Source organism: Sandarakinorhabdus sp., from assembly GCF_051860625.1.
Lineage (GTDB): Bacteria > Pseudomonadota > Alphaproteobacteria > Sphingomonadales > Sphingomonadaceae > Sandarakinorhabdus.
This window is the reverse complement of record NZ_JBHYDQ010000006.1, coordinates 41,465-67,080: the sequence shown is the minus strand read 5'-3', so window position 1 is coordinate 67,080 and position 25,616 is coordinate 41,465. Positions and strand designations below refer to the sequence as shown.

Here is a 25,616-nt window from a genome sequence, read left to right as displayed (position 1 = left end):
ATGACCGCGGCCTTCGCTTTCTATCTGTTTGCAATCACGCTGCTGACCGGCGGGCTGTTGGTGATCACCTCAAAGAATCCGGTACATAGCGTGCTGTGGCTGATCGTGTGCTTCTTCAACGCGGCCGGGCTGTTCATCCTGCTTGGCGCCGAATTTCTGGCGATGCTGCTCATCATCGTCTACGTCGGGGCGGTCGCAGTGCTGTTCCTGTTTGTCGTGATGATGCTGGATATCGATTTCCGGGCCTTGCGGCGCGGCACGTTGCAGAATTTGCCATTGGGCCTGTTCGTTGCCGGCATCATCCTGGCGGAGGTCCTGCTGGTCGCCACCGGTTGGGAAGCCGGCCAGGGCGTGATCATCCACGAAGCACTAGCCGGGCCGCCGCCGGGGATGAGCAACACCCAGTGGATCGGCAGCCAGCTCTACACGCGCTATTTCTTCGTGTTTTCCATGTCCGGGCTGATCCTGCTCGCGGCGATGATCGGCGCGATCGTGCTGACGCATCGCCGCCGTGTCGGCACCCGCAAGCAGGATATAAGCGTCCAGGTGGCGCGCACCCCGGCCGGCACGCTGCAAGGCGCACGCCCGGCGTTGGGTGAAGGGGTGAAACTGTGATCGGCCTCTCCCATTATCTCGCCGTGTCGGCGGCGCTGTTCGTGCTGGGTGTGTTCGGGATTTTCCTCAACCGCCGCAACATCATCATCATCCTGATGTCGCTGGAGCTGATCCTGTTGGCCGTGAACATCAATCTGGTCGCCTTCTCGGCCTTTCTGCACCAGGTGCACGGCCAGATTTTCGCGATGTTCGTGCTGACCGTCGCAGCCGGAGAAGCCGCGATCGGGCTGGCCATCCTGGTCATCTATTTCCGCAATCGCGGCACCGTGGCGGTGGATCAAGCCGACATGATGAAGGGCTGAGGCATGATCCAGCTCCTCGTCTTCCTGCCTTTGCTCACCGCGCTTGTCGCCGGCCTGGGCGGGCGCGCCATCGGCCATACCGCCGCCAAGGCGATCACCACCGGCGGGCTGTTTGTCTCGGCCGCACTGGCCTGGGTGATTTTCGGCGGCTTCTGGCTGGATGGCGCCGCTGCCTACACGGTGCCGGTGCTCGACTGGATTGAAAGCGGCGATCTGTCGGTTGGCTGGGCGCTCAAGGTCGATACACTGACCGCGGTGATGCTGATCGTCGTCACCAGCGTCGCCGCGCTCGTTCACCTCTATAGCTGGGGCTATATGGAAGAGGACCCGTCGCAGAGCCGCTTCTTCGCCTATCTGTCGCTGTTCACCTTCGCCATGCTGATGCTGGTGACCGCCGACAACCTCGTTCAGATGTTCTTCGGCTGGGAGGGCGTTGGCCTTGCGTCGTACCTGCTGATCGGCTTCTGGTATCATAAGCCATCGGCCAACGCCGCGGCGATGAAAGCGTTCGTGGTCAACCGCGTTGGCGATTTCGGCTTTTCGCTGGGAATTTTCGGCACCTTCCTGGTGTTCGGCACCGTTTCGATCGACGCCATTCTCGCCGCCGTGCCGCAGCACACGGGCCAGACCTTCAGCTTCCTCGGGTCGCAGGTCGATGTGATGACTTGCCTGTGCCTGCTGCTGTTTGTCGGCGCGATGGGCAAATCGGCGCAATTGGGCCTGCACACCTGGTTGCCGGATGCGATGGAAGGGCCGACGCCCGTCTCCGCACTGATCCATGCTGCCACCATGGTGACCGCCGGCGTGTTCATGGTCTGCCGCCTGTCCCCGATGTTCGAAGCCAGCGAGACCGCGCTGGCCGTCGTGACCTATGTTGGCGCGGTGACGGCGCTGTTTGCCGCCTCCGTGGCGCTGGTGCAGACCGACATCAAGCGCGTGATCGCCTATTCCACCTGCTCGCAGCTCGGCTACATGTTCTTCGCGGCCGGATCGGGTGCGTACGGGGCGGCGATGTTCCACCTGTTCACGCACGCCTTCTTCAAGGCGCTGCTCTTCCTTGGCGCCGGCAGTGTGATCCACGCCATGCACCATGAGCAGGACATGCGGTTCTACGGCGGCTTGCGTAAGCATATCCCGATCACCTTCGCGATGATGACCATCGGCACGCTGGCGCTGACGGGTTTCTTCTTCACCGCCGGCTATTATTCCAAGGATGCGATCCTGGAGGCGGCGTTTGCCAGTGGCACCAGCCATGGCCAGTTCGCCTTCTTCGTCGGCGCATTCGTGGCGCTGCTGACCAGCTTCTATTCGTGGCGGCTGGTGTTCCTGACCTTCTTCGGCAAGCCGCGCTGGGCAGGTAGCGAGCATATCCAGCATGCCGCGCACGACGCTCATCATGGCGCTCATCATGGCGACAACCACCATGCTAACGACGACGGCACGGCAGGCTATCACCCGCACGAAAGCCCGAAATCCATGCTGATCCCGCTGTTCGTGCTCGGCGCCGGCGCGTTATTCGCCGGCACGATCTGGCACGGCGCCTTCGTGGAGGCCGAGGAAGGCGAGGCCTTCTGGCGGGGCAGCCTGGCGTTCGACACGCACCTGATGCACGCCCTGCACGAAGTGCCAGCCTGGGTGGTGCAGGCGCCGACGCTGGCGTTCTTCACCGGCCTCGGGTTGGCGTGGCTGTTCTATATCAAGCGGCCGTCGTTGCCGCTTTGGTGGCAGGCCAATGTGCCGGCGCTGTACAAGTTCCTCACCCACAAATGGTATTTCGATGAGATCTATCATGCGATCTTCGTGATGCCGGCGCAGTGGTTCGGCCGCATGTTCTGGACGCGCGGGGATCAGCAGACCATTGATCGCTTCGGCCCGGATGGCGCTGCCGATATGGTGACGATGGGTGCCGGCCTCGCCCGCCGCTTCCAGTCGGGTTACATCTACAGCTATGCGCTGGTGATGCTGATTGGTCTGGCTGCTGCCGCCGCCTGGATGATGGGCCAGTGATGCCGATTCTTTCGATCATGATCCTGCTGCCGGTGGTGGCAGCTTTGGTGGTGGCAACGCTGCCTGGCGATGAAGCCGAACGCGCCGCCCGCGCCCGCATCGTCGCGCTGGCGACGACGCTGGTGGAGTTTGCGCTCGGCATCTGGCTGTGGACGCAATTCGATCAGACCACGGCTGCCTTCCAGTTCACCGAAGATCTGCCGCTGTTCGCGCCTTATCTGAACTGGTCGCTCGGCCTCGATGGCATCGCGCTGATGCTGGTCCAACTCAGCGTGTTCCTGATGCCTTTGTGCATCCTGGCGAGCTGGGTCGCCGTGAAGAAGCGCGTGCCGGAATATATGGCCGCCTTCCTGTTCATGGAGGCGCTGATGATCGGCACCTTCGCGGCGCGCGATATCTTCCTGTTCTATCTGTTCTTCGAAGGCGGCCTGATTCCGATGTTCCTGATCATCGGCATCTGGGGCGGTGCGCGGCGCATCTATGCATCCTACAAATTCTTCCTCTACACGCTGCTCGGATCGGTGCTGATGCTGGTGGCGATGCTGTGGATGGTCGGCGAGGCCGGCACCACCGACATTGCCGAACTCAGCCGCCAGGATTTCCCGGTGGAGGCGCAGTTCTGGCTGTTCCTCGCCTTCTTCGCCAGCTTCGCCGTCAAGATGCCGATGTGGCCGGTGCACACCTGGCTGCCCGATGCCCACGTCGAGGCGCCCACGGCTGGCTCGGTGATTCTGGCCGGCGTCCTGCTGAAACTGGGTGGCTATGGCTTCATCCGCTTTTCGTTGCCGATGTTCCCCGATGCCAGCGCGCAACTGATCTGGCTGGTGTTCGGCCTGTCGATGGTGGCGGTGGTGTACACAAGCCTCGTCGCGCTGGTGCAGCAGGACATGAAGAAGCTGATTGCCTATTCGTCGGTCGCCCACATGGCCTTCGTCACCGCCGGTCTGTTCGCGCTGAACACCCAAGGTATCGAAGGCGCCATGGTGATGATGCTGTCCCACGGCCTGGTGTCGGGCGCGCTCTTCCTGTGTGTCGGCGTCATCTATGATCGGCTGCACACCCGCGAGATCGGCCGCTATGGTGGCCTCGCCGATACGATGCCGAAATATGCTGTGGTATTGCTGTTCTTCACCATGGCCAGCGTCGGCCTGCCGGCCACCTCGGGTTTTGTCGCGGAATTTCTGGTGTTGATCGGCCTCTATCAAACCAGCACCTGGGCGACCTTCGTGATGACCACCGGCATCATCCTTGGCGCTGCCTATATGCTGTGGCTCTATGCCCGCGTCGCCTATGGCAAGGCCGCTGGCGAGGACACCAAGGCAATGCCGGACCTGAGTGTGCGCGAAATCGCCATCCTGGCCCCGATCATCATCGCAACCTTGTGGATGGGCATTTATCCCAAAAGCTTCCAGACGCCGATGAAGCCGGCCATCGCGCAGGTCGTCGCCCGGCTGGAGGGCCGCGAACTGGCCACCGTGCCCACCGACATGACCTTGTCGCCTGCGCTCCCGGCACTCGCGGCACCGGCGAACGCCGCAGAGAGCCAGCACTGATGAACCCGATCTTCACTTCCATCGCCATCGCCGGCCCGGAAACCATCCTGACGCTGGGCAGCCTGGCCGCGCTGATGCTCGGCACCTTCGCAAAGAAATCCAATGCGCTGGCTGCCACCAGCCTGTTTGCGGTCGCGATCCTGGCATTGGCCGGGTTCAGCCTGCTGGACGCGCCGGCCGGGCCGAACCAGGCCTTTGACGGCCTCTACATTGCTGATGCGTTCTCGGCCTTCCTGAAGATCATCATCCTGGCTGCCGCCTTTGCCTCGGTGCTGCTGGCGCTGCCGTGGCTGATGAGCAGCGACAGCAGCAATGGTGACGGGGGCGGCACCGTCGGCCGCTTCGAATATCCGGTGCTGATCCTGCTGGCGACCTTGGGCCTGACCATCATGGTATCGGCCAATGATCTGCTGACGCTGTACATCGGCCTCGAACTCGCCTCGCTGCCCTCCTATGTGCTGGCGTCGTTCGCGCGCAACGACAGCCGCTCGGCCGAGGCTGGCCTCAAATATTTCATGCTCGGCGCGCTGGCGTCCGGCATTTTGCTCTATGGCGTGACGCTGATCTACGGCTTCACCGGTTCCACCCAGTTCGACATCATCGCCGGCATTGTCGGCGGCCAGACGGAACGCAGTCTTGGGCTGATGTTCGGCATCGTGTTCATCATGGCCGGTCTCGCCTTCAAGGTCTCGGCGGTGCCGTTCCACATGTGGACGCCCGATGTATATGAAGGCGCGCCCACGCCGGTGGCGGCCTTCTTCTCGGCCGCGCCCAAGGTCGCAGCGCTCGGCCTGATGGTGCGCGTGCTGATCGTCGCCTTCCCCGGTGAGGCGGCGGCCGATTGGCAGCAGATCCTGATCTTCATCGCCATCGCCTCGATGATCCTGGGTGCGGTGGCGGCGGTGGCGCAGACCAATATCAAGCGGCTGCTGGCCTATAGCTCCATCGCCAACATCGGTTTTGCGCTGGTCGGCCTGACGCCGGGCACCCCGGACGGGGTAGCGGCCCTGCTGTTCTACAGTGCCGTCTATGTCGCGATGACGCTGGGCAGTTTCCTGGTCGTGCTGCAACTGCGCCGCCCCGATGGCACGCCGGTGGAGGCCATGGCCGATCTCGCCGGCCTGTCGAAAACGCAGCCCAAGCTGGCGCTGGCCATGGCGGTGTTCATGTTCAGCCTTGCCGGCATCCCGCCGCTGCTCGGCTTCTGGCCGAAGTTCGCGGTGTTCCAGGCCGCGATTGCCGCCGGGCTGCTGCCGCTGGCGATCATCGGCTTTGTCGCTTCGGTGGTCGCGGCCTTTTATTATCTGCGCATTATCAAGATCATGTACGCCGATGAGCCGGGCGTCGCCTTGGCGTCGACAAGCAGCGCGGTGAACGGTGCGATGATCGCCGGTGCGGCGCTGTTCTGCTCGCCGATTGGCATGCTGGCGATCACGCCAATTGTTGCGGCCGCCACCACCGCGGCGGCGGCGCTGTTTCCGGGCTGATGGGGCTGGCATTCACCCACCTGCCTGATGTCGGTTCCACCAACGACTGGCTGCTGGCGCGGGCCGACACGCTGCCGGATGGCCATTGGGTGATTGCCGATCGCCAGACCGCCGGCCGCGGGCGGCGCGGGCGGGCGTGGAGCGACGGGAGCGGGAATTTCATGGGCTCCGTGCTGATACGCAGCGAAGGCGCGGTGCAGCAATATAGTTTCGTGGCGGCGCTGGCGGTTGTGGAGGCATTGGCCGAAGTCACGGCTTGCTCAGCCTTCACCCTAAAATGGCCGAATGATATCCTGCTGAACGGCACCAAATGCGCCGGCATCCTGCTCGAGCGTCAGGGGCCAGCCCTCGTCATCGGCATCGGCATCAACCTCGCCCAGCACCCGGACGGCACCGAACGCCCCGCCACCAGCCTCGCCGCTGCCGGCCTGCCGGTGCCGCAGCCGCTGGCCGTGCTGGACATATTGGCTGCGCGCTTCGCGCATTGGCGGCACATCTGGGAATTTGAAGGTTTCGCCCCCATCCGCACTGCCTGGCTGGCGCGCGCGCATGGCCTTGGCCAGCGCATTGTCGCACGGCTTGGCGCGGAGACTCCCGAAGGCCTGTTCGATGGCCTGGCCGAAGATGGTGCCCTGCTGCTGCGGCTTGACGACGGCAGCGTGCGCGCCGTTCATGCCGGCGAGGTGTTTGCGATTTGATCCAAGGGTCTGACCATGCTGCTCGCGATTGATGTCGGCAATACCAATATCGTGTTTGCGCTGTGCATGGGCGACACCATCGTCCACCGCTGGCGCATCTCCACCAGCCATGATCGCACCGCCGATGAATATGCGGTGTGGCTGCACCAGTTGCTGGCCCTCGAAGGCGTCAGCCACGCCCATATCGATGCGGCGATCATCTCGACCGTGGTGCCGCCTGCCCTGTTCAACCTGCAGCGCCTGTGCCGCAAATATTTCCAGGTGGAGCCGTTGGTGGTCGCCGTCGGCCAGATCGATCTTGGCCTCACCATCGATCTGCCCAACCCGGCCGAAGTCGGCGCCGATCGGCTGGTCAATGCCGTGGCCGCCCACGCCATCTGGCCGGGCAGCCTGATCATCGTCGATTTCGGCACCGCCACCACATTCGATGTCGTGTCGGCCACCGGCGCCTATCAGGGCGGCGCCATCGCACCGGGGCCCAACCTGTCGATGGACGCGCTCTATCAGGCCGCCGCCAAGCTGCCGCGCATCGCCATCGAGCCGCCCCCCGAAGGTAAGGGATCGATTGGCAAAAACACCGTCCATGCCATGCAATCCGGCCTGTTCTGGGGCTATGTCGGCCTGATCGAAGGGCTGGTGGCGCGGATCGCCGCGGAAATGCCGCAGCCCGTCACCGTGATCGGCACGGGCGGTCTTGCCACCTTGTTCCATCGCCACACGACTGCCATAGCCCATGTCGATTATGATCTGACCATCCGCGGTCTGATCCGGCTGCACGCCATCAACACCCCAAAATCCCTGAACACAGAGACTGAATATATATGACACCTGGCAATGAGCTGATTTTCCTGCCGCTCGGCGGATCAGGCGAAATCGGCATGAACGTGAATTTGTACGGCGCCAACGGCAAATGGATCATGGTCGATCTTGGCATGACCTTCGGCGACGCGCGCTATCCCGGCATCGACGTGGTGCTGCCCGATCTGTCCTTCATTGAAGACCGCCGCAAGGATCTGCTCGGCGTCGTGCTCACCCACGGCCACGAGGATCATATCGGCGCCATCCCCTATCTCGCGGGCGAACTGAAGGTCCCGCTCTACGCCACCCCCTTCACCGCCGGCCTGATCGCCAAGAAGCTTGAGGAAGAAGGCCTCAGCCGGGAGGTCAAGCTGAAGATCATCCCCATGGGCGGCACCGTGGAACTCGGCCCGTTCGCGCTGAAATATGTGGCGCTGGCCCACTCGATCCCCGAGGGCAATGCGCTGGTGATCGATACACCCTATGGCCGCATTTTCCACACCGGCGACTGGAAACTCGATGATGCGCCGATGATGGGCGATCCCGTCACCGCTGCCGAGCTGACCCGCATCGGGGACAGCGGCATCCTGGCGATGGTCGGTGATTCCACCAACGTGTTCAATATCGAAGCCTCGGGCAGCGAAAGCGACGTGAAGGACGGTCTGATGCGCCTGATCAAGGCGCGCAAGTCGGGCCGTGTGCTCGTCACCACCTTCGCCAGCAACGCCGCGCGGCTGGCCACGCTTGGCCAGGTCGCCCGCGCCTGTGGCCGTGAACTGGTGCTGGCCGGGCGCAGCATGGACCGGATCGTCGGCGTGGCGCAGGCCACCGGGTACCTCAAGGACCTGCCACAGCCGATCGATTGGGATCAGGCGATGGGCCTGCCGCGCAACAAGGTGTTGATCCTGTGCACCGGCGCCCAGGGTGAGCCGATGGCGGCGCTCAGCCGCATTGCCGACGGCTCCCACCCCAAGCTGAAGCTGGAGACCGGCGATCTCGTCGTCTATTCCTCCAAGCAGATCCCCGGCAACGAACTGCCGATTGCCCGTGTACAGAATGCGCTGGCGGCGCGCGGCATCGATATCGTCACCGAAAAGCAGGCGCATGTCCACGTATCTGGCCACCCCGGCCAGCCGGAGCTGGAGGCGATGTACGAATGGATCCGCCCGCAGATGGCCATCCCCGTGCACGGCGAACGCCGCCACATGGAGGAACATGCCAAGCTGGCGCTGGAATGCGGCGTGCCACAGGCGATGGTGCCGGTGAACGGCAGCGCCATCCGCCTGGCGCCCGATGGCCCGAAACTGCTCAGCCATGAAAAGGCCGGGCGGCTGGTGCTCGACGGCGACATCATCCTGCCGGCCGAAGGCGCCACCATGGTGGAACGTCGCCGCATCGCGCAATATGGCGTGATCACCGTCGCCGTGGTGGTCGGCCGCAACGGCCTGCCCGCCGCCACCCCCGCCGTGAGCGCGCAAGGCGTGCCGGTGGAAGAAGACAAGGCCGATTTCCTCGCCGCCTGCGCCGAAGCCGCCGAAAAGGCTGCCGCCAAGGCCGATCCGAAACGGCAAGAAGCCTATGCCGACGCCGTCCGCAACGCCGTCCGCCGCGTCGCCCGCGAATGGACCGGCAAGAAGCCCGTCACGGACGTGCAGGTGATGCGCCTGTGAAAGCCGTCGGTCGTTCCAATGCGATTGCACCACCTCAACTCCCTCCCCCTTGCGGGGAGGGCGAGAGACGCCGAAGGCGGCCCGGGGTGGGGGTCACCCCCTCTGGTATGAAAGGCCAGGAACCCCCACCCCGCTCGGCTGACGCCGAGTCGCCCTCCCCGCAAGGGGGAGGGAGTCGGCCCCTTCAACCCGCTTGCAATCGAGCCTGACGCATGAAACTGGGCTCGGCGCTGGCCATCTATCTGCTGTTCTGGACGATCACCCTCTTCGCCGTCCTCCCCTTTGGCGTGCGCACCAACGCCGAAGCCGGCACCACCGACGTCCCCGGCCAGGCCCAATCCGCCCCCGCCAACCCGATGATCGCGAAGAAACTGGCCTGGACCACCCTGATCAGCGCGCTGCTGTTCGGACTGTTCCTGGCCAATTATCACTGGGGCTGGCTGGAACTGGATGATGTGCCGTTCTGGCGGACGCGCGGCCCCTATGCGCCGGTGCCGCCGCAGGGCTGAACCCTATGGCCCGCGTCGCGCGCGCGACCGGTTCAGCGCAGCAGGGTTTGCAGCGCGCTGACGATATCGGCGGATTTATATGGCTTGCCCAGCACCCATGCCTTCTCGAACCGGGGGGGCAGAACCGTGCCGCTGTCATAACCAGTCGTGAAGATGAACGGGATGTTGCGATCCTGGAGGATGGCCGCGACATCCCACGACATCTCGCCATGCAGATTGATATCGAGCAGGGCCGCGTCGAATGACCCGTCGCGCGCCAGCACCAGCGCATCGACCAGGCGCAAGGCAGGCCCGACAACCTCCCAGCCAAGGCCGGCCATCACATCTTCGAGCACCATCACGACCAGAGCGGAATCCTCGACAATCAGGATGCGCGGGTCAGCAATAACCGGCACTGCGGGCACCACGGGCGCCTTGTGTTCGATGGTGACCGCGATGCTTGTTCCGACGGCTTTATGAACTGCCGATGCCGGCAGCGCGATCGTGCATTTCACGCCGGCAGGCTCAAAGGCCAGGGTCGGACGCCCGCCGGTTTCCATGGCCAGCGCGCGTTCGATCAACGTGGAGCCAAAGCCGCGCATCTTGGGTGTCTTGACCGGCGGGCCGCCGCTTTCCTGCCACACCAGGTTGAGCCCGCCGACGGTATCGAGCTGCCAATTGATATCAACCCGCCCCCCGGCGACCGAAAGCGATCCGAATTTGGCTGCGTTGGTTGCAAGTTCATGAATGGCCAGCGACAGCGCCAGCGCAGCCTTGGGTTCCAGCATGACGTCGGTCCCGACCAACGCGAAATTCGCGCTACTCGATTTATAGGCATCCAGCTCCTCGAGGATCAGCGTCTTCAACGAAACGGCTTCCCACCGGCTTTTCGTGAGCAGGCTGTGCGCGCGCGACATTGATCGGATACGGCGGTCAAGCCCTTCGGTGAAGCCTTCCAGCGAGGTGGCGCTGCGACTGGTTTGCGACACGATGGCCTGAATGTTGGCCAGCGTGTTCTTCACGCGATGGTCCAGTTCGGCCATCAGCAATTGTTCCTGCTGCCAGGCCCGCAGCCGTTCGCGCGCTGCTGCATCGATCCGGCGCAACACGATTTCGAGCAGTGACACCCGTAGATCGAAGGCTGCATCATTGTCAGACAGGGACCAGGGGCTTGATCGTCCGGCCACTGTTTCGGTCCAGGCCTCGAACGATTTGCGCGGGGTCAACCTGATGCCGTTCGGGCCGACGGTGACCGGCTTGTCCGGGTCCCCGCCCCAGCGCACGGTCTGGACGACCTCGGGTCGGAACCACAAGATGAAATCGCGCGGTTCGCGTGACACGGACACGGCAAGCAGCCCCGCCGCGACATTGGTATAGGCCTTGGCCGGCGGGAAAATCTCGCTCAGCCGGTCTGTTGCAAAAACGCCTTCGAAATTTTCCATCTTCTGCGTCAACCAGTCGGTCAGCGCGCTGATCTGATCGTCGTCCGGCGTGTCGCCCAGCATGGTGACGCCATGGTTCACGCGGATCGCGATCCCGCCGCGCGATTCCCCGGCTCGCAGCGCCAGGCCGCCCGCCGCGATATAATCGACCAGTGCCTGTCGCTGGGAAATCAACCCGGCTGCGTAATCATCCTCCTGAGCCAGCGATTGCATGATCTTCGCCAGCGCTTCGCGCGACAACAGCCGCATTTCCAGTTGCTCGGCCCGCAGCCGCGCCTCGAGCTGCAACGAGAACATCGATCCGAACAGCTCGCACACCGCCCGCAGATGCCGCGGCAGCCGGCGCGGCGTGCAATGATGGCAGGAAATCAAACCCCACAATTCGCCCGCCACGATGATCGAGATCGACATCGACGCATCGACACCCATGTTGCGCAGATACTCGCGGTGGACCGCAGAAACGTCGCGCAGCGTGGCGAAGCTCATGTCGAGCGGCGATCCCGTGCGGGGATTGACCGGCGGTTGCAACGGTGCCGGCGTATAATCGACTTCGGTGATCAGGCGCAGCCAGCTGTTCAGATAGAGCGCGCGGGCCTGCTTGGGGATATCCGAAGCCGGATAATGCAAATCCAGAAACGGCGTGAGGCGGTCCTGACGGCATTCCGCATATACCCAGCCCGAACCATCCGGCATGAAGCGATAGACCATCACCCGGTCATAGCCGGTCACCGAACGCACCCGTTCGGCGGCAAATTGGCAACAGGCCTGAAGATCGGGGGTATCGCCCAGCCCGTCGATCATGTCCTGCACGCAGGCCAGCGGATCGACGGCATGGCGATTGGCCAGATCGGCATCCTCGACTTCGATCACCAGCACGTCGCCGCTCAGGTGAACGCTGGCATCGATCGGCCGTTCGGCCATCACCCGCATCATGGGATCGAGCAGATGCCGCGGGCGCGACAGGCTGTAATTCTGCATCGACAACTGCAGCCGATTTATCTGCGCGGCGCTGAACAGCGCCGAAAGATGCGCCCCGGCAAGCGCCGCTGCATCCCGGCCCAGCAACCCGGCCGTATCGCCGGCAAGCTGTTCGATCAGCAACGTCGCCGGATTGACCGCGAGCATGGCGCCATGCGGCAGGATCGCGCCGGGAATATGGATCGCCTCGCGGTCGCAATTGGTCGTGTCGATCGCCGCTGCCGATTGCCTACGCATGCCACGCCATCCAATTTTCATAGACGGCAAATATTGCCGCTGCCGCCACGGCCGCGCGGTTTCGCGACGCGGCATCGGGCAAATTTTCGTCGAGACTGGCGGTGAATTGCGCCCAATCATTCTGGCTCAATGCGGTCAGGAACCGCACCGGCAACGCAGGGCCACCATCGCGGCGCGCGGCCAGAGCGCGCGCCATCACCTTGCCGCCCATCGACGCCCCGATCAGCACATAACGTCCGCCAATCACGGCCGGCGCGTCGGCAATGGCCAGGGGCGCGCAGCGCGGCAGATCAGCGATCATGGCCGGACTGAAGCCAAGTTCAGCCAGATCCACGGCCAGGCAGTCGGTCAAGCGGCCAGCCAGGCCCAGGACCGGTTCGGCAATCGCATAAAAGCCAAGACTGCGCGCCAGCACTGCGCGATATTCGGCAGCGGTGATGGTTCCGGCCGCCAGACGCGCCAGTGCCGGGTGCAGATGCATCCGGGTGTGAATTTCGTGCGTGGCATCGCGCAGCGCGATGCGCGCCGCTGGTCTGGCGGGCGACATGGCCGGCGCCAATGGCCGTATGGCGCCAATAATGCCGATCGACTGGACAGTGTCTGCCATGCCGCCGGTAACCGGTGCAACCGGGTACGCCACACGCTCGCCCTTCTCAGGAAGGATGGGCTGGTATCGATTGATGATCTGATGCCGTCCTTCGTGAGAAGACTGGTCATAGTTTCGATGCGCATCCAAAGGAATAATGCTGCCCCGCTCAACTTCGTCACGCGATGAGCGGCGGGCGGATTCGGAACCTTCTTTGCCGCCGTCGGACGATCCTGCCGATCCAACTTCGCATGTTGTCGGCAAGCAGCCGGATTCCTTGTCAAATCCACCATTTCTATCGAGATGGCGGGTGATCAGCCTTGCATGGCCGCCGTCATGCGCCCGAAAAACAGCTCGTCGTCCAGCGTGTCACTCATGGCGATCCAGGCTTCGTCGCTCATGCCGCGGCGCATGGCCAGAAACATGTCGGCATCCTGGCCGCACCGCGTCCGGAAGGCCGTGTTGCGGCCACTGACGATATCGAGCACCGCACCCGCCACCACCGCGGGCGAAGTGGCATTTTTCGCGTCGGCATTCAGCGCGGCCATGCGCCGGCCATGCGGGTAGGCACTGTCGGTGCGCGGCTGCGGCAGATTGGCGACGGCCATATCGGTGGCGATGATCCCCGGTTCGACCAAAGCGACCCGCACGCCGAACGGCGCCACTTCCTGCGCCAGCACCTCGCTTGCCGCTTCCAGCGCAAATTTCGATGGGCCGTAGGCACTGTGCGAAAAGATCGCCAATTGCCCCGCGATCGAGGAAATGTTGATGATCAGGCCGTGACCGCGCGCGCGCATCGCCGGCACCACGGCCTTCATGCACCGGACAGGGCCAAAGAAATTGGTGTTCATCACCGCCTGCATCATGGCGATGCTTTCGTCCTCCATGGCATTGATCGACAGGATACCGGCGTTGTTGATCAACACATCGACTGCGGCCATGCCGGGCTGGGCAAACAGATTGGCAACAGATGCGTCGTCATCGACATCCAGCGTCGCCAGGCTGATCGACAGATGTTCCCGCGCGGCGATGTCGGCAAGGTCGCTGCCGCTGGCGTCGCGCATGGTGGCCACCACGTCATGGCCAGCGCGGGCCAGTGTCAGCGTGATCTCGCGGCCAATGCCGCGCCGCGCGCCAGTCACCACGATGCGTGCCATACCGCTCTCCCTGTCTGCGCCTTGGTAACATGGATCCGGGCGGCTGGCAGCCGAAAGCGCCGTTCAGGTGAATCGGCCGGCCGCCTGCCCAATCGCCAGATAAAGCTTCCCGTATGTGGAAGACAGCAACGTCGCCCCCAGCGCCTCGCCGCCGCGATCCGGCACGATCTCGCTGACCAGCGCTTCGAATTCGTTCAGGAAACGGCTGGCTTCGTTGCGGAATTCGCTGTCGTGACTGAAATGGCGGACGAACTGCCGGCCGGCGCCGTGATCGAGGCCGGCGGCGAGGCGGCGGGCGATGGCGCTGCGGTCACCGGCGGCGTAATCGGTCCACGCCTTGTCGTCGATATCGAAATCCAGAAGCTGCGCCAGATCGACGGCGCTGGCCTGCAGATTGTCGATCAGGCCATTGGCTCTGCGGCCCAGCGCATTGCGAGCGCGGACATCGGCGCGGGTTTCCACCGCGTCCACATGCGCCTCCACCTCGCTGATGGTGCGGGTGAGCGCGGCCAGCCGCTGCGCGACGCGTTCAGCGGCAGCCTGCGCAGCCTCCCCGGCGCGGCCCTGGGCGGCGACCAGTTCATCGATGCGCAGCCGGATCGGCTGCGCAAACGCGGTTTCGGCCTTGTCGATGGCAGCGCGCTCCAGCGCCTGTTCGGCCTCTGCCACCACGCCCTGCAGCGCAGATTTCATGGCGCCGGCGGCGGCCTGGGCGACTTCGCGGACGCGGCCGAAGCTTTCGATCAGGTCGCCCGAGGTGGTCAACGCGAGGCGGCTGGTGCTCTCCTCCATGGCAACCAGCTGGTCCTGCGCGGCGGCAATGGCAGCGGCAAGATCGGCGCTGCTGGCGGCCAGCGTTTCACTGGCCAGGCCAAGGCGGTCGGTGGCGGCATCCATGCTGTTGCCGCTGGCCTCGATCGGCGCGGCCAGCGCCAGCGCTTCGGTTTTCAGCGTGGCCAGGCGTTCGCCGAGCGCGGCCAGCATCGGCGTGCTGGCCGGCAGGCGTTCATCGAGCATCGCCAAGGTCTGGCCGGCCTCAAGGCCCATCGCCTCAAGCTGCGCCTGCACGGCGGCGAGCGCGGCGGCGGCGCTGCCGATCGGGCTGGCCAACCCATCGGCGGTGGCAGCGGCGCGGCCCATGCCATCGTCAAGCGTGCCAAGCGCGGCGCTGTTGCTGGCGATGGCGGCGCCGAGCCGCTGTTCAAGCGCCTCCACGCGGCCGCCCAGATCGGTGACCAGCGCCGTGGCATTCTGCCCGGCGGCAGCGATTTCGCCGGCGACGCGGGTGGCCAGCGCCTGCAATTGGCCGAGCCGCTCATCGAGCGCGCGGGCCGCTTCACCGCCGATATGATCGAGGGTAGTGCGCGCCTGATCGAGGCTGGCAAGCATCGCGCTGGTGTGGGTGTGCACGGCGTCGCGCGCCAGATCGACGGCGCCGGTGGTGCGGGTGAAGGCGCTGTCCAGCGCGGTGTTCAGTTCGGCGAGCGGCGCGGCGACGGCAGCCTGGGCGCGGGTGGCAGCTTCGGCCATCGCATCCAGGCTGTTGCGGCTGGCTTCGGCGGCGTTGCGCGCTTCGACTTCGGCTTCGCTGGCACGGGTGTAGAGGCTGGCGAGCAGGGTTTCGGTTTCGGCAAGTTGCTTGCGCAACTGGTTGTCGGCGCGGGACAGCAGATCGATCAACGCTTCGCCCTGTGCGGTGGCCGCGGGCACGGCGCCGGCAACATCGCTGCTGGCGGCGACCGCGGCGGCGACGGTGGTGGCCAGCCGGCTGTTGGCGCCGTCCAGGCCGGCCGCAGCGGTTTCAATCATGTTGCTGTGGCCGGCGATGGGCGAGGCGAGGCCGGCGAGGCGGGTGGCGGCGGTGTCGAGCTGCGCCTCCAGCGCGGCCAGGGCGGCGGCGCTGCGCTCCACGTCGATGGCGGCCAGGCGGCTGCGGGTTTCGGCGGCTTCGGCACGAATCGCGGCGATGGCGCCAGCGTCGCGCAAATGCAGCATGGCCAGCCAGATCACGGCGAGCGGCGCCAGCAGCGCGAGGCCAGCAATGATCAGCGGAGTGGCGGCGGCATCAAGCACGACCTGCCCGGTGTAGACAGCCCAGCCCATGCCGATACCAGCCGCCCACGCCAGGCTGGCGATGATCGCGATGATCCACGGCCAGCGGCGCGGCGGTGGCGATGTGAAAACCTCGTCCATCCATCAATCCAAACAGGAAAAGGGGCCGCCGTTCAAGCCGGCAGCCCCTTCTTAACGGACCATCTGCAAAGATTCGGCAAATGGCTCAGCCCGCCGTGTCACCCGCGGGCGCTGAGCGGCACATATTCGCGGCGATCGTGGCCGGTGTAGAGCTGGCGCGGGCGGCCGATCTTCTGCTCCGGGTCCTCCATCATTTCCGTCCACTGCGCGATCCAGCCGACGCTGCGCGAAATCGCGAACAGCACGGTGAACATCGAAGTGGGGAAACCAATCGCCGACATCACGACGCCAGAATAGAAATCAACGTTGGGATAGAGTTTCTTGTCGATGAAATAGGGGTCGTTCAGCGCGATCTGTTCGAGTTCGCGGGCGACATCGAAGATCGGATCGCTGATACCCATCCGGTCCAGCACATTCTTGGCGACCTTGGCCATCACCTTGGCACGCGGATCGTAATTCTTGTACACGCGGTGGCCAAAGCCCATCAGGCGGAACGGATCATCCTTGTTCTTGGCGCGGGCAATATACTCCGGAATCCGCTCCGGCCGGCCGATTTCGCGCAGCATGTTCAGGGCGGCTTCGTTGGCGCCGCCGTGCGCCGGGCCCCACAGGCAGGCGATGCCGGCCGAAATGCAGGCAAACGGGTTGGCCCCCGACGAACCGGCCAGACGCACCGTGGAGGTGGAAGCATTCTGTTCGTGATCGGCCTGCAGGATCAGCAACTTCTCCATCGCGTCTTCGACGATCGGATCGATTACATAGGGTTCGGCCGGCACGCCAAAGGTCATGCGCAGGAAATTGCCGGCGAACGACAGGCTGTTGTCCGGATAGAGGAACGGCTGCCCGATCGAATATTTATAGGCCATGGCGGCCAGGGTCGGCATCTTGGCGATGATCCGGTGCGAAGCGATCACGCGCTGCTGGGGATCGTGAATGTCGGTGCTGTCGTGATAGAATGCTGCCATCGCACCGACGATGCCGCACATGATCGCCATCGGGTGGGCATCGCGCCGGAACCCGCGATAAAATTGGGCGAGCTGTTCGTGGATCATCGTGTGGCGGGTGATGTTGCGGGTGAACTCGACGTTTTGCGCGGCATTGGGCAGATCGCCATTCAGCAGGAGATGCGCGACCTCCAGGAAGCTGGATTGTTCAGCCAATTGCTCGATCGGATAGCCGCGATAGAGCAGCACGCCTTCGTCGCCGTCGATATAGGTGATCTTGGATTCGCAACTCGCCGTGCTGGTGAAGCCGGGATCGTAGGTGAAGCGGCCAGTGTTGGCGTACAGCTTGCGGATATCGATGACTTCCGGCCCGATGCTGCCGGTGTGCACCGGATAATCGCCGCTGATGCCTTCGATGCTGATGTTGGCCGTGCTCATCCCAGGATCCTCTTTGGTTGTTCCAGCGCGCCAGAATTTAGCGCATCATCAATCCGCCCCAGCACCTCGTCACGGCCCAGCACCTCCAGGACCTCGAACAGTCCGGGGGATTGGGCCGATCCGGTTACGGCAGCGCGCAACGGCTGGGCGATCTGGCCGAGCTTCAGGCCCTCGCTGTCTGCCATTGCCCGAGCTGCCTGTTCCAGCGCGGCTGCCGTCCAGTCAGGCTGAGCGGCGAATCGTGTCCGGGCACGGTCAAGCAGCCCAGACGCCGCAGAGGCTAGCAGCTTGGCTGCGCTTTCGTCCATGGGAATTGGGCGGCTGCGAAGATAGAAAAGGCTGCCTGCTGCCAAATCATTGAGGTTGCTGGCGCGCTTCTTCAGTTCCGGCATTGTGCGCTGCAACAGATTTATGTCACTTTCGTGAAGGTCGCGGCCCAATGCCGCAGTCATCCGCGGGGTGATCAGCGCAACCAGCCGGGCATCGTCGGCGGCACGCAGATAATGCCCGTTCAGATTTTCCAGCTTCTTCTGATCGAAGCGCGACGGCGAGCGGCCGACGCCAGCCAGATCGAACCATGACACCGCCTGTTCGCGGCTGATGGTCTCGGCATCGCCATGGCCCCAGCCCAGCCGCAGCAGATAATTTTCAACCGCTTCGGGCAGCATGCCCAGTTCGTCGCGATAGGCATCGACGCCGAGCGCGCCATGGCGTTTGGAAAGCTTGGCGCCATCGGTGCCGTGGATCAGCGGAATATGCGCATAAATCGGCTCAGGCCAACCAAGCGCGCGGATCAGCGCCAGTTGGCGGAAGGCGTTGTTGAGATGATCGTCACCACGGATCACGTGGGTGACGCCCATGTCGTGATCATCCACGACCACGGCGAGCATGTAGGTCGGCGTGCCATCGGAACGCAGCAGCACGAAATCATCAAGCTCGGCGTTGTTGACCGTGACGTCGCCTTGCACGAGATCTGCGATGGTAACGGCGCCTTCACGCGGCGCCTTCAGGCGGATCACATAGGGTTGGTCGTTCGGGAAATCGCTGCGGTCCCGCCAGCGGCCATCATATCGCATCGGCTGCTTTGCAGCGCGCTGGGCCGCGCGAAGCGCCTCCAGCTCGGCCGGGGTGGCGTAGCAGCGATAGGCGAGGCCGGCGCTGAGCAATTGGTGCGCGACCGCGGCGTGGCGGGCGGCACGGCTGAATTGATAGACGATCTCGCCATCATGGCTCAGGTTCAGCCAGGCCATGCCGTCCAGGATTGCGGCAATCGCCGGTTCGGTCGAGCGGGCGCGATCCGTATCCTCGATGCGCAGGCGGAATTCCCCGCCATGGTGCCGCGCGAACAACCAGTTGAACAGCGCGGTGCGGGCGCCGCCGATGTGCAGGAAGCCGGTGGGCGATGGCGCGAATCTGGTAACCACCTTGCCCATATCAATGTCGGTTGCGCTCATGCGCGTTTCGTCCAATCTGTGATCCAAGGGTCGTGGCCGGGGAGGGGCACACGGAACGATAAGGTGGTTAGCAGAAGGGCACAGGCCACACAAATCGCCGCCAGGCTTGCCGGGCAGTTGCAGCATGCCTGGAACGACTGGCTGAGCGCGGAACGCGACCGGCTGGCGCTGTGGCTGCCGGTGGCGCTGGCCGCCGGCATCTTGCTGTGGTTCGCGCTGCCCTGGGCGGCGTGGCGGGCAGCAGCAGCCCTGGGCTTGCTGGCGGTGCTGGCGGGCAGCGCTATTTCTGGGCTGCGGCCGCTGGCGCTGGCGGCGGGCTTTGCACTGGCCGGGATGGCGGCGGTGGAGGCGCGGGTGGCCGGCACTGCGCATGCCGTGCTTGCCGAACGCGTCGTGGCGACCTTCGACGCGCAGGTCGCAGCGGTGGAGCCGCTGGCTGGCGGTGGCCAGCGGCTGGTACTGGCGGCCGTGGACGGCGCCTTGCCCGGCGGCGTCGCGCGGGCGCGGCTGACCCTGCGCGGCGCCGCAGCCCCGGTGCCGGTGGGCGCGCGGGTGCGGGTGCGTGGGCTGTTGTCACCACCGGCCGGTGCAGCGGTGCCCGGCGGCCTCGATCTGGCGCGGCGGGCGTGGTTCGATGGCATCGGGGCCACTGGCGTGGTGCTGGGGCCGGTCACGCTGCTCGCGCTGCCGCCGCCGGGTCCCCGGCTGTGGCTGGATGGGGTGCGCGCGCGCTTGCAGGCGATGATCGTGGCGCGGGTGCCTGGCGAGGCCGGCGCAATGGCGGCGGCGTTCGTCACCGGGCAGCAACGCGCCATCCCGATGCCGGCAACCCAGGCGATGCGCGATTCGGGCCTCGCGCATCTGCTCTCCATTTCGGGCCTGCACATCGCAGTGGTGGTGGGCGGCGTGGCGCTGCTGGCGCGGATGTTGCTGGCGCTGTGGCCGTGGCTCGCACTGCGGGTGCCGGTGCCGACCATCGCGCTCGGCATCGGCGCACTGGCGGGTGTCGCTTATACGTTGTTGGCCGGCGCGCAGGTGCCAACCGTGCGCTCCGCGATTGCGGCAAGCATCGTTGTGCTCGGCATGATGCTCGGCCGGCAGGCGATTTCATTGCGACTGCTCGGCGCAGCGGCGCTGGCGATCCTGCTGGTGCGGCCCGAAGTGCTGCTCGGCGCGAGTTTTCAGCTCAGCTTTGCCGCGGTGATCGGCATTGTCGCGCTCTATGAAAGCAATCTGGGCCGCTGGCTGGCAGCGGCGCGTGAAGATGAACCATGGTGGCGTGCCCTGGTGCGCGGGGCCGCGGCGTTGTTGGCCAGCGGACTGGTGGCGGAACTGGCGCTGTCGGGGATCGGGCTTTATCATTTCGGGCGCGGCGGGCTGTACGGCATCGGCGCCAATCTGATCGCGATCCCATTCACCAGTTTTGTGGTGCTGCCGTCGCTGATGCTGGCCTTGTTCGCCGAGGCGCTGGGTTTGGGGCTGCTGTGGCCGCTGGCCGGCTGGGCGATGCAGCAATTGATCAATCTGGCCGATTTCACCGCTGCCCTGCCCGGCGCCGTCATCACCGGGGTCGTGCCGGCGCCGGCCTTTGCCCTGGGCGCCGCCGGCGGGCTGTGGTTGGCGCTGTGGCAGACGCGGATGCGCTGGTGGGGGCTGGTGCCGATCGTGGCGGCGGTGCTGATCGCGCGGACGGCGCCGCTGCCCGACATGCTGGTCAGCGGCGATGGCCGGCATATGGCGCTGCGGATGAGCGATGGCCGGTTGGCGCACAGCCGCGAACGGGTGGGCGATTATCTGCTGAGCATATGGAGCGAGAGCATCGGCGCCGATGCCGATGCGGCGCTATGGCTGGGCCAGACGGGTGTCGCGCGCTGCTCGCCCGATAGCTGTATGGTGGATATCGTTCGGGGGCTGCGGCGCTGGCGGGTGCTGGCCACCACCAGCGCGGCGCTGATCCCGCGCGAAACCATGGCCCCGGCCTGCGCAGCGGCCGATATCGTCGTGTCGGACCGACGCCTGCCGATCTGGTGCCAGCCGCGCTGGCTGAAGCTGGACCGCGCCGGCTTGGGGGCCACGGGCGCAGTGGCAATCCGGCTGAGCGCTGGCGAAGTGGTAACAGCGCGTGACGCGGTGGGTGATCGTGCGTGGCAGGCTGGGCGGCGGCCGCCCGATCAGGCGTTCTGAAGCGCACGTGCCCGGCGCATCGCTGCGCCGGTCAGGCCAAAGCCAGCCAGCAGCATCGCCCAGCTCGCCGGTTCCGGGATGGGATCGTCATAAAGATACTCGATGGTGAAATTGCCCGATACCGTTCCGGATGCCGTACCGGACAGGCTGCCAGACCCGCCGCTTGTCAGGAACACGCTCGACAGGAAATTGCTGATCGAATGTGTGACAGAAATCGTGCCAGTGCCGACATAGGGCGTGAAGCTTGACGGTGTGAAGACGTTGGATGCCGCCGTGTTGACATCGGCGAGGCCAAGACCGCCCTGGGATTGTCGTGGGATGTTGATATCGATCGCGGCATTGCCGGCCTGATCGGTCAGGGTGAACAGCGAACCCGCACTCAGCGTGCTGTCGACTTCGAACTGCAGGGTGCCTGTGCGGGCGTTGCCGGAGCCATTGTCTAAAGTGATGGAGCCGGTCAGGGCGCGATCAACCGAGATGCGAATCCCAGTGAGGGTCAGCGCCTGGCCCTGGCTGCCAACGGCATTGAACCTGTTGAAATTGATGATCGGCGACGGGCCGAGCAGGATCGTGTTGCTGGTGTTCCCCGTATATTGCGACGTGGTGGAAAAGCTCTGGCTGAAGGAAATCGTCTGAGACAGGACCTTGGAATAAACCGTAGCCGAGGCCGGCTGGAGCCAGGCACACGCGATAGCGACCGCGCAAGCGGCTGAACGGATTGACATTCTGGGGACCCTGTTTCGAATGGAGACGCAGGCATGTCGCCTACGACGCTATGGTTTACAATTGTATAAGAAGCATAGCGCTCGGGTCCAAAAGGATAGGGTGCGACTCTTTGGTACTGTTTGGCGGCGCCAGCCCGCAAATGCGCCAGTCGCGATTTCCGCAGTTCCGGTCATCATCGGGACCCGAATGGGGGATCACATGGCCGACATCATCGAACCGCAATTGCCGATCATCGATCCGCACCACCATCTGTGGGATCTGCGCCAGCGGCTGCCGCACATCCCGGCAAGCCATGATTTCGTGCGCGCCATCGCGCTTTCACCGCTCTATCTGCTGCCCGAACTGCTCGGCGATTTCGGCAGCGGTCACAATGTCGTGGCCAGCGTGTTCGTGGAATGCGGCGCCTATTATCGCGCCGATGCACCCGATGCCCTGCGCCCGGTTGGTGAGACGGAGTTCGTCAATGGCGTCGCGGCGATGAGCGCTTCGGGGATGTACGGCCCGGCGCGCGCCTGTGCCGGCATTGTCGCGCACGCCGATCTCACCCTGGGCGCCGGGGTGGCGCCGGTGCTGGTGGCGCACCGGGCAGCGGCACCGGATCGCTTGCGCGGCATCCGCCATTCGGTGTCGTGGGATGCGGATCCAGACGTGCTGGGTTTCTTGCAGGGACCCCGGCTAGGATTGCTCGGCGATGCGCAGTTCCGCGCTGGCCTTGCCGAAGTGGCAGCGGCGGGCCTGAGCTATGATTGCTGGCTGCTGGCGCCGCAATTGCCGGAGCTGGTCGAAATGGCGCAGGCCATGCCGCAGTTGCAGATCGTGTGCGATCATCTCGGCACGCCCCTGGGCATCGCCAGCCATGCCGGGCGGCGCGATGCCGATTTCGCGGCCTGGGAAGCCAATATTCGCGCGCTGGCGGCCTGCCCCAATGTGGTGATGAAGCTGGGCGGGCTGGCGATGCCGTTCGGCGGCTTTGCCAGCTTCATGGCCGAACCGATGGCGACGGCGGCGACGCTGGCCGAGGACTGGCGGCCGTGGATCGAGACAGCCGTGACGGCGTTCGGGGCGGAACGTTGCATGTTCGAAAGCAATTTCCCGGTCGATCGCGGCACCTGCGATTATGCGACGTTGTGGAATGCGCTCAAATTGTTGGCCGCTGGTGCCAGCCCCGATGAAAAAACCGCGCTGTTCAGCGGCACCGCAGCGCGCGTGTACCGATTGGCCGCATGACCGCCTTCACTCTTCCGCCGGCACCGGGCAGACACAGGCCGGCTTGGGCGTGCGCTTGACGGCGGTGGCGGCAAATTCCTGCGGGCTCAGCCGACCATCGCCATTGCGATCGGCGGTTGCGAATTTCTTGGCCGTCGCTGCGGCAAATTCCTCGAAATCCAGCCGGCCATCCCGGTTGCGATCCGCCTTGTCGAACGCCTTGCGCCGGTTGACCAGAAATTCGGCGCGGCTGACCTGGCCATCGGCATCCTTGTCATAGCGCGCCAGGCGCCTGGCCTCGCGATCCAGCGGCGCATCGGGCGCGTCGGGCGCGGCAGGCGGCGGCGCGGATGTGGCCGCCACACCGGCGGCATCGGCAGCCGGCACCGCCAGTGCCACCGCAGGTGCCGTCACCGGCGGCGCGCGCCACAGGATCAGCCCGGCGCCGAGCAGGCCCAATAACGCGACCATAAAGCCCAGGATGCGGCGCATAACGCCTCCTTCATCGCCAGACCCTGTATCGTTCGGATAAGCCGGTTCAGCGCCCGAATGCAACGGCCTTCAACAGCAACCATTGCCGGGCCAGGCTGCCGCGCGCCTCCCGCGGCAATCCCGCCCGGCTGCGCGCCGCATCGCGCGCCGACAGCGCCACCAGCCCAGAGAGCGGCCGCAGCGGGGCCGCGACCCGAACCGCGGGTTCACCGAGCACCCACGCCCGGCCCAAGGCGCGCGCGCCACCCTCATTCCCGCCCTCATCCGCGCTCTCTTCCCCGGCCAGCAACCGTGCCGCCAGGGCAAACAGCAACCCGCCGCCCTCGACATGCGCCGCCGGCACCGCGTCACTGCCGATCAACGCCAGCCAGCGATCTTCCAGCCCGGCCAGTTCGGCACCGCGCAGCACCGGCAGCGCATGATCGCGCAGCGCCAGCAGCAGCGGCTGCGCCGGCGCGCGGCCTTCATCCAGTTCCTCCAGCCGCTCCCGCCACCAGGCTAGGCGGATCTCGCCCAGCATCGGCTCGGTGGTGCTCGCCACCAATTGCGCCAGTTCGCAATCGAGCGCGAACAGCGCGATCAACCCCGCGCGGGCGCTGGCCGGCGCATAAAGGCACGCCAACCAGCGATCACGATCGCGAGCCTGCAATTCGGCGGTAATAATCTCCAGGTCAGTCAAGGTTGCGCAAGTTCGGCCATGATGATGTCTTCCGGGGCAGAGAAAGCGGATTTCAGCTTGGGCGCCTTGAACGGATCGTCGGCACTGCCGGTCAGGGCATAAGCCATGACCCGGCCGCCCTTCGGGTCCACCCACAGGCCGGCCAGCAAGCCATAGGCCTCCCCCAGATGCCCCCACCAGGCCGCGCCTGCAACCGGCTGATCACTGGCGCCAGCCCGGCCCGACAGGCATTGCGGCCCGGCACCGTAACACAGCATCTGGCCCTGATAATCATCGCCGGGCACCGCGCCCCCGGCCTGCCACACCGGCGTGAACATCGCCTTCACCGTCGCCGGCTTCAGCAAGCGCACGCCGCCAATTTCGCCGCCACGCAGCAGCAATTGCCCGATACGCGCCAGATCATTCAGGCTGATGCGCAGCCCGCCTTGCGGCGAAAACATCGTGCCATTCGCCCCCAGCCGATAGGCCGCCAGATCGCAGCCCGCCCCGCCGCTTATCCGGCTGCTGACCGGACACGCGCTGCGCTGGCCATGCAGATCATCGACCTGCGCCACCCATGGCCCGGCCGTGTCCCACGCCTTTTCATCTTGGCCCTTGCGATACAGCACCGCTGCACGCCGCACTGCGTCATCCGATGCGCCCTGCCAGTTATAGCCGGCATCGATCTTCAGCGGCGCCAGCACCAGCCGGGTCATCAGGCGATCAAAGCGCTCGCCGGTGGCCTTTTCCATCACGCTGGCGATGATGCCATAATTCAGATTGGCATATTCGAACCGCCCACCCGGCGCGCCTGGCCCCCAGTGCGCCGCCGTCACCCGGTCCTGCAGCCGGTCCTCCAGCGGGAAACTATACCCCGGCCCGTCGACAATGCCGCTGGTGTGGCTGAGCAGCTGGCGCAGCGTCACCTTGGTGTCAGGGTGCGCCGGATGCCGCAACCGCCAGCCCAGCACGGCCGACACATCGGCATCGGGATCAAGCCTGCCCTGCTCCACCAGCCGCCACACTGCGATGGCGACCACCAGCTTGGAAATCGACGCGACCCGCACGACACTGTCCGGCGTCAACGGCCGGTCGGCGCCGATCTCGGCCATGCCATGGGCCTCGGCGCGCACGATCTTGTCCCTGGTGGCCACCACCGCGATCACGCCCGACAATTGCGGCGAGCGCGCATCGCGGCCCGCCACCAGATCGGCCAGCGGGTTGGCAGCGGCCGGACTGGCCAGCAACAAGGCAGCAAGGATCATGCGCATGGCCGCAACATAAGCCGGTGATACCGCCATGG

General features: G+C 65.2%; 21 protein-coding genes. 11 read left to right on the top strand and 10 right to left on the bottom strand.

What is annotated here, in order from left to right:
• The 9 genes from ACTIEZ_RS07390 to ACTIEZ_RS07350 all read left to right on the top strand — a co-directional run bounded on the left by ACTIEZ_RS07390 (position 1) and on the right by ACTIEZ_RS07350 (position 9,639).
• Entirely contained in the window at positions 1-615 is a 615-nt protein-coding gene (locus ACTIEZ_RS07390) for an NADH-quinone oxidoreductase subunit J (protein WP_439546023.1), read from the top strand.
• Positions 612-917 carry an NADH-quinone oxidoreductase subunit NuoK gene (gene nuoK / locus ACTIEZ_RS07385; protein WP_439546022.1) on the top strand — a complete coding sequence of 102 codons (306 nt, stop codon included), beginning with the start codon at positions 612-614 and terminating at the stop codon, positions 915-917. Before ACTIEZ_RS07390 ends, nuoK begins: the two co-directional genes overlap by 4 nt.
• 3 nt (positions 918-920) lie before the next feature.
• Complete coding sequence (gene nuoL, locus ACTIEZ_RS07380; RefSeq protein WP_439546021.1) at positions 921-2,924, top strand: NADH-quinone oxidoreductase subunit L; 2,004 nt, start codon at positions 921-923, stop codon at positions 2,922-2,924.
• The gene (locus ACTIEZ_RS07375; protein ID WP_439546020.1) at positions 2,924-4,477 is read left to right on the top strand and encodes an NADH-quinone oxidoreductase subunit M; all 1,554 of its coding nucleotides are present in this window, start codon (positions 2,924-2,926) and stop codon (positions 4,475-4,477) included. The genes nuoL and ACTIEZ_RS07375 overlap by 1 nt, the downstream gene beginning before the upstream one ends.
• A complete protein-coding gene (gene nuoN / locus ACTIEZ_RS07370; RefSeq protein ID WP_439546019.1) occupies positions 4,477-5,964 on the top strand; it encodes an NADH-quinone oxidoreductase subunit NuoN in 1,488 nt (495 codons plus the stop codon). Before ACTIEZ_RS07375 ends, nuoN begins: the two co-directional genes overlap by 1 nt.
• The gene (locus ACTIEZ_RS07365; RefSeq protein WP_439546018.1) at positions 5,964-6,662 is read left to right on the top strand and encodes a biotin--[acetyl-CoA-carboxylase] ligase; all 699 of its coding nucleotides are present in this window, start codon (positions 5,964-5,966) and stop codon (positions 6,660-6,662) included. Before nuoN ends, ACTIEZ_RS07365 begins: the two co-directional genes overlap by 1 nt.
• A gap of 15 nt (positions 6,663-6,677) precedes the next feature.
• Positions 6,678-7,487, top strand: a complete 810-nt coding sequence (locus tag ACTIEZ_RS07360) for a type III pantothenate kinase (RefSeq protein WP_439546017.1) — start codon at positions 6,678-6,680, stop codon at positions 7,485-7,487.
• Positions 7,484-9,130 (top strand): ribonuclease J, encoded by a 1,647-nt coding sequence (locus tag ACTIEZ_RS07355; RefSeq protein WP_439546016.1) that lies wholly within the window; start codon positions 7,484-7,486, stop codon positions 9,128-9,130. The genes ACTIEZ_RS07360 and ACTIEZ_RS07355 overlap by 4 nt, the downstream gene beginning before the upstream one ends.
• Before the next feature lie 212 nt (positions 9,131-9,342).
• Positions 9,343-9,639: a DUF1467 family protein gene (locus ACTIEZ_RS07350; RefSeq protein WP_439546015.1), complete on the top strand. Its 297-nt coding sequence runs from the start codon at positions 9,343-9,345 to the stop codon at positions 9,637-9,639.
• 32 nt (positions 9,640-9,671) lie between these two features.
• On the opposite strand, the gene ACTIEZ_RS07345 is transcribed toward ACTIEZ_RS07350, so the two are convergent.
• From ACTIEZ_RS07345 to gltX, 6 genes are all read right to left on the bottom strand, one after another.
• Entirely contained in the window at positions 9,672-12,275 is a 2,604-nt protein-coding gene (locus ACTIEZ_RS07345; RefSeq protein WP_439546014.1) for an HWE histidine kinase domain-containing protein, read from the bottom strand.
• Positions 12,268-12,882 (bottom strand): biliverdin-producing heme oxygenase, encoded by a 615-nt coding sequence (locus ACTIEZ_RS07340; protein ID WP_439546013.1) that lies wholly within the window; start codon positions 12,880-12,882, stop codon positions 12,268-12,270. Before ACTIEZ_RS07340 ends, ACTIEZ_RS07345 begins: the two co-directional genes overlap by 8 nt.
• Positions 12,883-13,175: 293 nt before the next feature.
• Positions 13,176-14,018 (bottom strand): SDR family NAD(P)-dependent oxidoreductase, encoded by an 843-nt coding sequence (locus ACTIEZ_RS07335; RefSeq protein ID WP_439546012.1) that lies wholly within the window; start codon positions 14,016-14,018, stop codon positions 13,176-13,178.
• A 63-nt stretch (positions 14,019-14,081) separates the two neighbouring features.
• Positions 14,082-16,211: a hypothetical protein gene (locus ACTIEZ_RS07330; RefSeq protein WP_439546011.1), complete on the bottom strand. Its 2,130-nt coding sequence runs from the start codon at positions 16,209-16,211 to the stop codon at positions 14,082-14,084.
• 98 nt (positions 16,212-16,309) lie between these two features.
• Positions 16,310-17,593, bottom strand: coding sequence for a citrate synthase (gene gltA, locus ACTIEZ_RS07325; RefSeq protein WP_439546010.1), 1,284 nt, complete (start codon positions 17,591-17,593; stop codon positions 16,310-16,312).
• Positions 17,590-19,047: a glutamate--tRNA ligase gene (gene gltX / locus ACTIEZ_RS07320; protein ID WP_439546009.1), complete on the bottom strand. Its 1,458-nt coding sequence runs from the start codon at positions 19,045-19,047 to the stop codon at positions 17,590-17,592. The genes gltA and gltX overlap by 4 nt, the downstream gene beginning before the upstream one ends.
• A 63-nt stretch (positions 19,048-19,110) precedes the next feature.
• Here gltX and ACTIEZ_RS07315 point away from each other — a divergent pair, with 63 nt between their 5' ends.
• Positions 19,111-21,231: a ComEC/Rec2 family competence protein gene (locus ACTIEZ_RS07315; protein ID WP_439546008.1), complete on the top strand. Its 2,121-nt coding sequence runs from the start codon at positions 19,111-19,113 to the stop codon at positions 21,229-21,231.
• Here the strand turns inward: ACTIEZ_RS07315 and ACTIEZ_RS07310 are convergent.
• A complete protein-coding gene (locus ACTIEZ_RS07310; protein ID WP_439546007.1) occupies positions 21,219-21,956 on the bottom strand; it encodes a PEPxxWA-CTERM sorting domain-containing protein in 738 nt (245 codons plus the stop codon). The genes ACTIEZ_RS07315 and ACTIEZ_RS07310 overlap by 13 nt on opposite strands.
• Positions 21,957-22,155: 199 nt before the next feature.
• On the opposite strand from ACTIEZ_RS07310, the gene ACTIEZ_RS07305 reads away from it, so the two are divergent.
• Entirely contained in the window at positions 22,156-23,184 is a 1,029-nt protein-coding gene (locus ACTIEZ_RS07305; protein WP_439546006.1) for an amidohydrolase family protein, read from the top strand.
• 6 nt (positions 23,185-23,190) lie between these two features.
• Here ACTIEZ_RS07305 and ACTIEZ_RS07300 read toward each other — a convergent pair whose 3' ends face one another.
• The 3 genes from ACTIEZ_RS07300 to ACTIEZ_RS07290 are packed head-to-tail and all read right to left on the bottom strand — an operon-like array spanning position 23,191 to position 25,584.
• Positions 23,191-23,655 carry a hypothetical protein gene (locus ACTIEZ_RS07300; protein WP_439546005.1) on the bottom strand — a complete coding sequence of 155 codons (465 nt, stop codon included), beginning with the start codon at positions 23,653-23,655 and terminating at the stop codon, positions 23,191-23,193.
• A 46-nt stretch (positions 23,656-23,701) separates the two neighbouring features.
• Entirely contained in the window at positions 23,702-24,334 is a 633-nt protein-coding gene (locus ACTIEZ_RS07295; protein ID WP_439546004.1) for a squalene/phytoene synthase family protein, read from the bottom strand.
• Complete coding sequence (locus ACTIEZ_RS07290) at positions 24,331-25,584, bottom strand: serine hydrolase domain-containing protein (protein ID WP_439546003.1); 1,254 nt, start codon at positions 25,582-25,584, stop codon at positions 24,331-24,333. The genes ACTIEZ_RS07295 and ACTIEZ_RS07290 overlap by 4 nt, the downstream gene beginning before the upstream one ends.
• Positions 25,585-25,616: the final 32 nt, after the last annotated feature.

What these genes read in the sequence shown, in the direction of transcription:
- ACTIEZ_RS07345 (WP_439546014.1), bottom strand. Translation starts at nt 12,275, where the DNA reads ATGCGTAGGCAATCGGCAGCGGCGATCGACACGACCAATTGCGACCGC.
- ACTIEZ_RS07335 (WP_439546012.1), bottom strand. Translation starts at nt 14,018, where the DNA reads ATGGCACGCATCGTGGTGACTGGCGCGCGGCGCGGCATTGGCCGCGAG.
- nuoN (WP_439546019.1), top strand. Translation starts at nt 4,477, where the DNA reads ATGAACCCGATCTTCACTTCCATCGCCATCGCCGGCCCGGAAACCATC.
- ACTIEZ_RS07350 (WP_439546015.1), top strand. Translation starts at nt 9,343, where the DNA reads ATGAAACTGGGCTCGGCGCTGGCCATCTATCTGCTGTTCTGGACGATC.
- ACTIEZ_RS07310 (WP_439546007.1), bottom strand. Translation starts at nt 21,956, where the DNA reads ATGTCAATCCGTTCAGCCGCTTGCGCGGTCGCTATCGCGTGTGCCTGG.
- gltX (WP_439546009.1), bottom strand. Translation starts at nt 19,047, where the DNA reads ATGAGCGCAACCGACATTGATATGGGCAAGGTGGTTACCAGATTCGCG.
- ACTIEZ_RS07390 (WP_439546023.1), top strand. Translation starts at nt 1, where the DNA reads ATGACCGCGGCCTTCGCTTTCTATCTGTTTGCAATCACGCTGCTGACC.
- ACTIEZ_RS07290 (WP_439546003.1), bottom strand. Translation starts at nt 25,584, where the DNA reads ATGCGCATGATCCTTGCTGCCTTGTTGCTGGCCAGTCCGGCCGCTGCC.
- ACTIEZ_RS07365 (WP_439546018.1), top strand. Translation starts at nt 5,964, where the DNA reads ATGGGGCTGGCATTCACCCACCTGCCTGATGTCGGTTCCACCAACGAC.
- ACTIEZ_RS07340 (WP_439546013.1), bottom strand. Translation starts at nt 12,882, where the DNA reads ATGGCAGACACTGTCCAGTCGATCGGCATTATTGGCGCCATACGGCCA.
- ACTIEZ_RS07355 (WP_439546016.1), top strand. Translation starts at nt 7,484, where the DNA reads ATGACACCTGGCAATGAGCTGATTTTCCTGCCGCTCGGCGGATCAGGC.
- gltA (WP_439546010.1), bottom strand. Translation starts at nt 17,593, where the DNA reads ATGAGCACGGCCAACATCAGCATCGAAGGCATCAGCGGCGATTATCCG.
- ACTIEZ_RS07330 (WP_439546011.1), bottom strand. Translation starts at nt 16,211, where the DNA reads ATGGACGAGGTTTTCACATCGCCACCGCCGCGCCGCTGGCCGTGGATC.
- ACTIEZ_RS07375 (WP_439546020.1), top strand. Translation starts at nt 2,924, where the DNA reads ATGCCGATTCTTTCGATCATGATCCTGCTGCCGGTGGTGGCAGCTTTG.
- nuoL (WP_439546021.1), top strand. Translation starts at nt 921, where the DNA reads ATGATCCAGCTCCTCGTCTTCCTGCCTTTGCTCACCGCGCTTGTCGCC.
- ACTIEZ_RS07305 (WP_439546006.1), top strand. Translation starts at nt 22,156, where the DNA reads ATGGCCGACATCATCGAACCGCAATTGCCGATCATCGATCCGCACCAC.
- ACTIEZ_RS07360 (WP_439546017.1), top strand. Translation starts at nt 6,678, where the DNA reads ATGCTGCTCGCGATTGATGTCGGCAATACCAATATCGTGTTTGCGCTG.
- ACTIEZ_RS07300 (WP_439546005.1), bottom strand. Translation starts at nt 23,655, where the DNA reads ATGCGCCGCATCCTGGGCTTTATGGTCGCGTTATTGGGCCTGCTCGGC.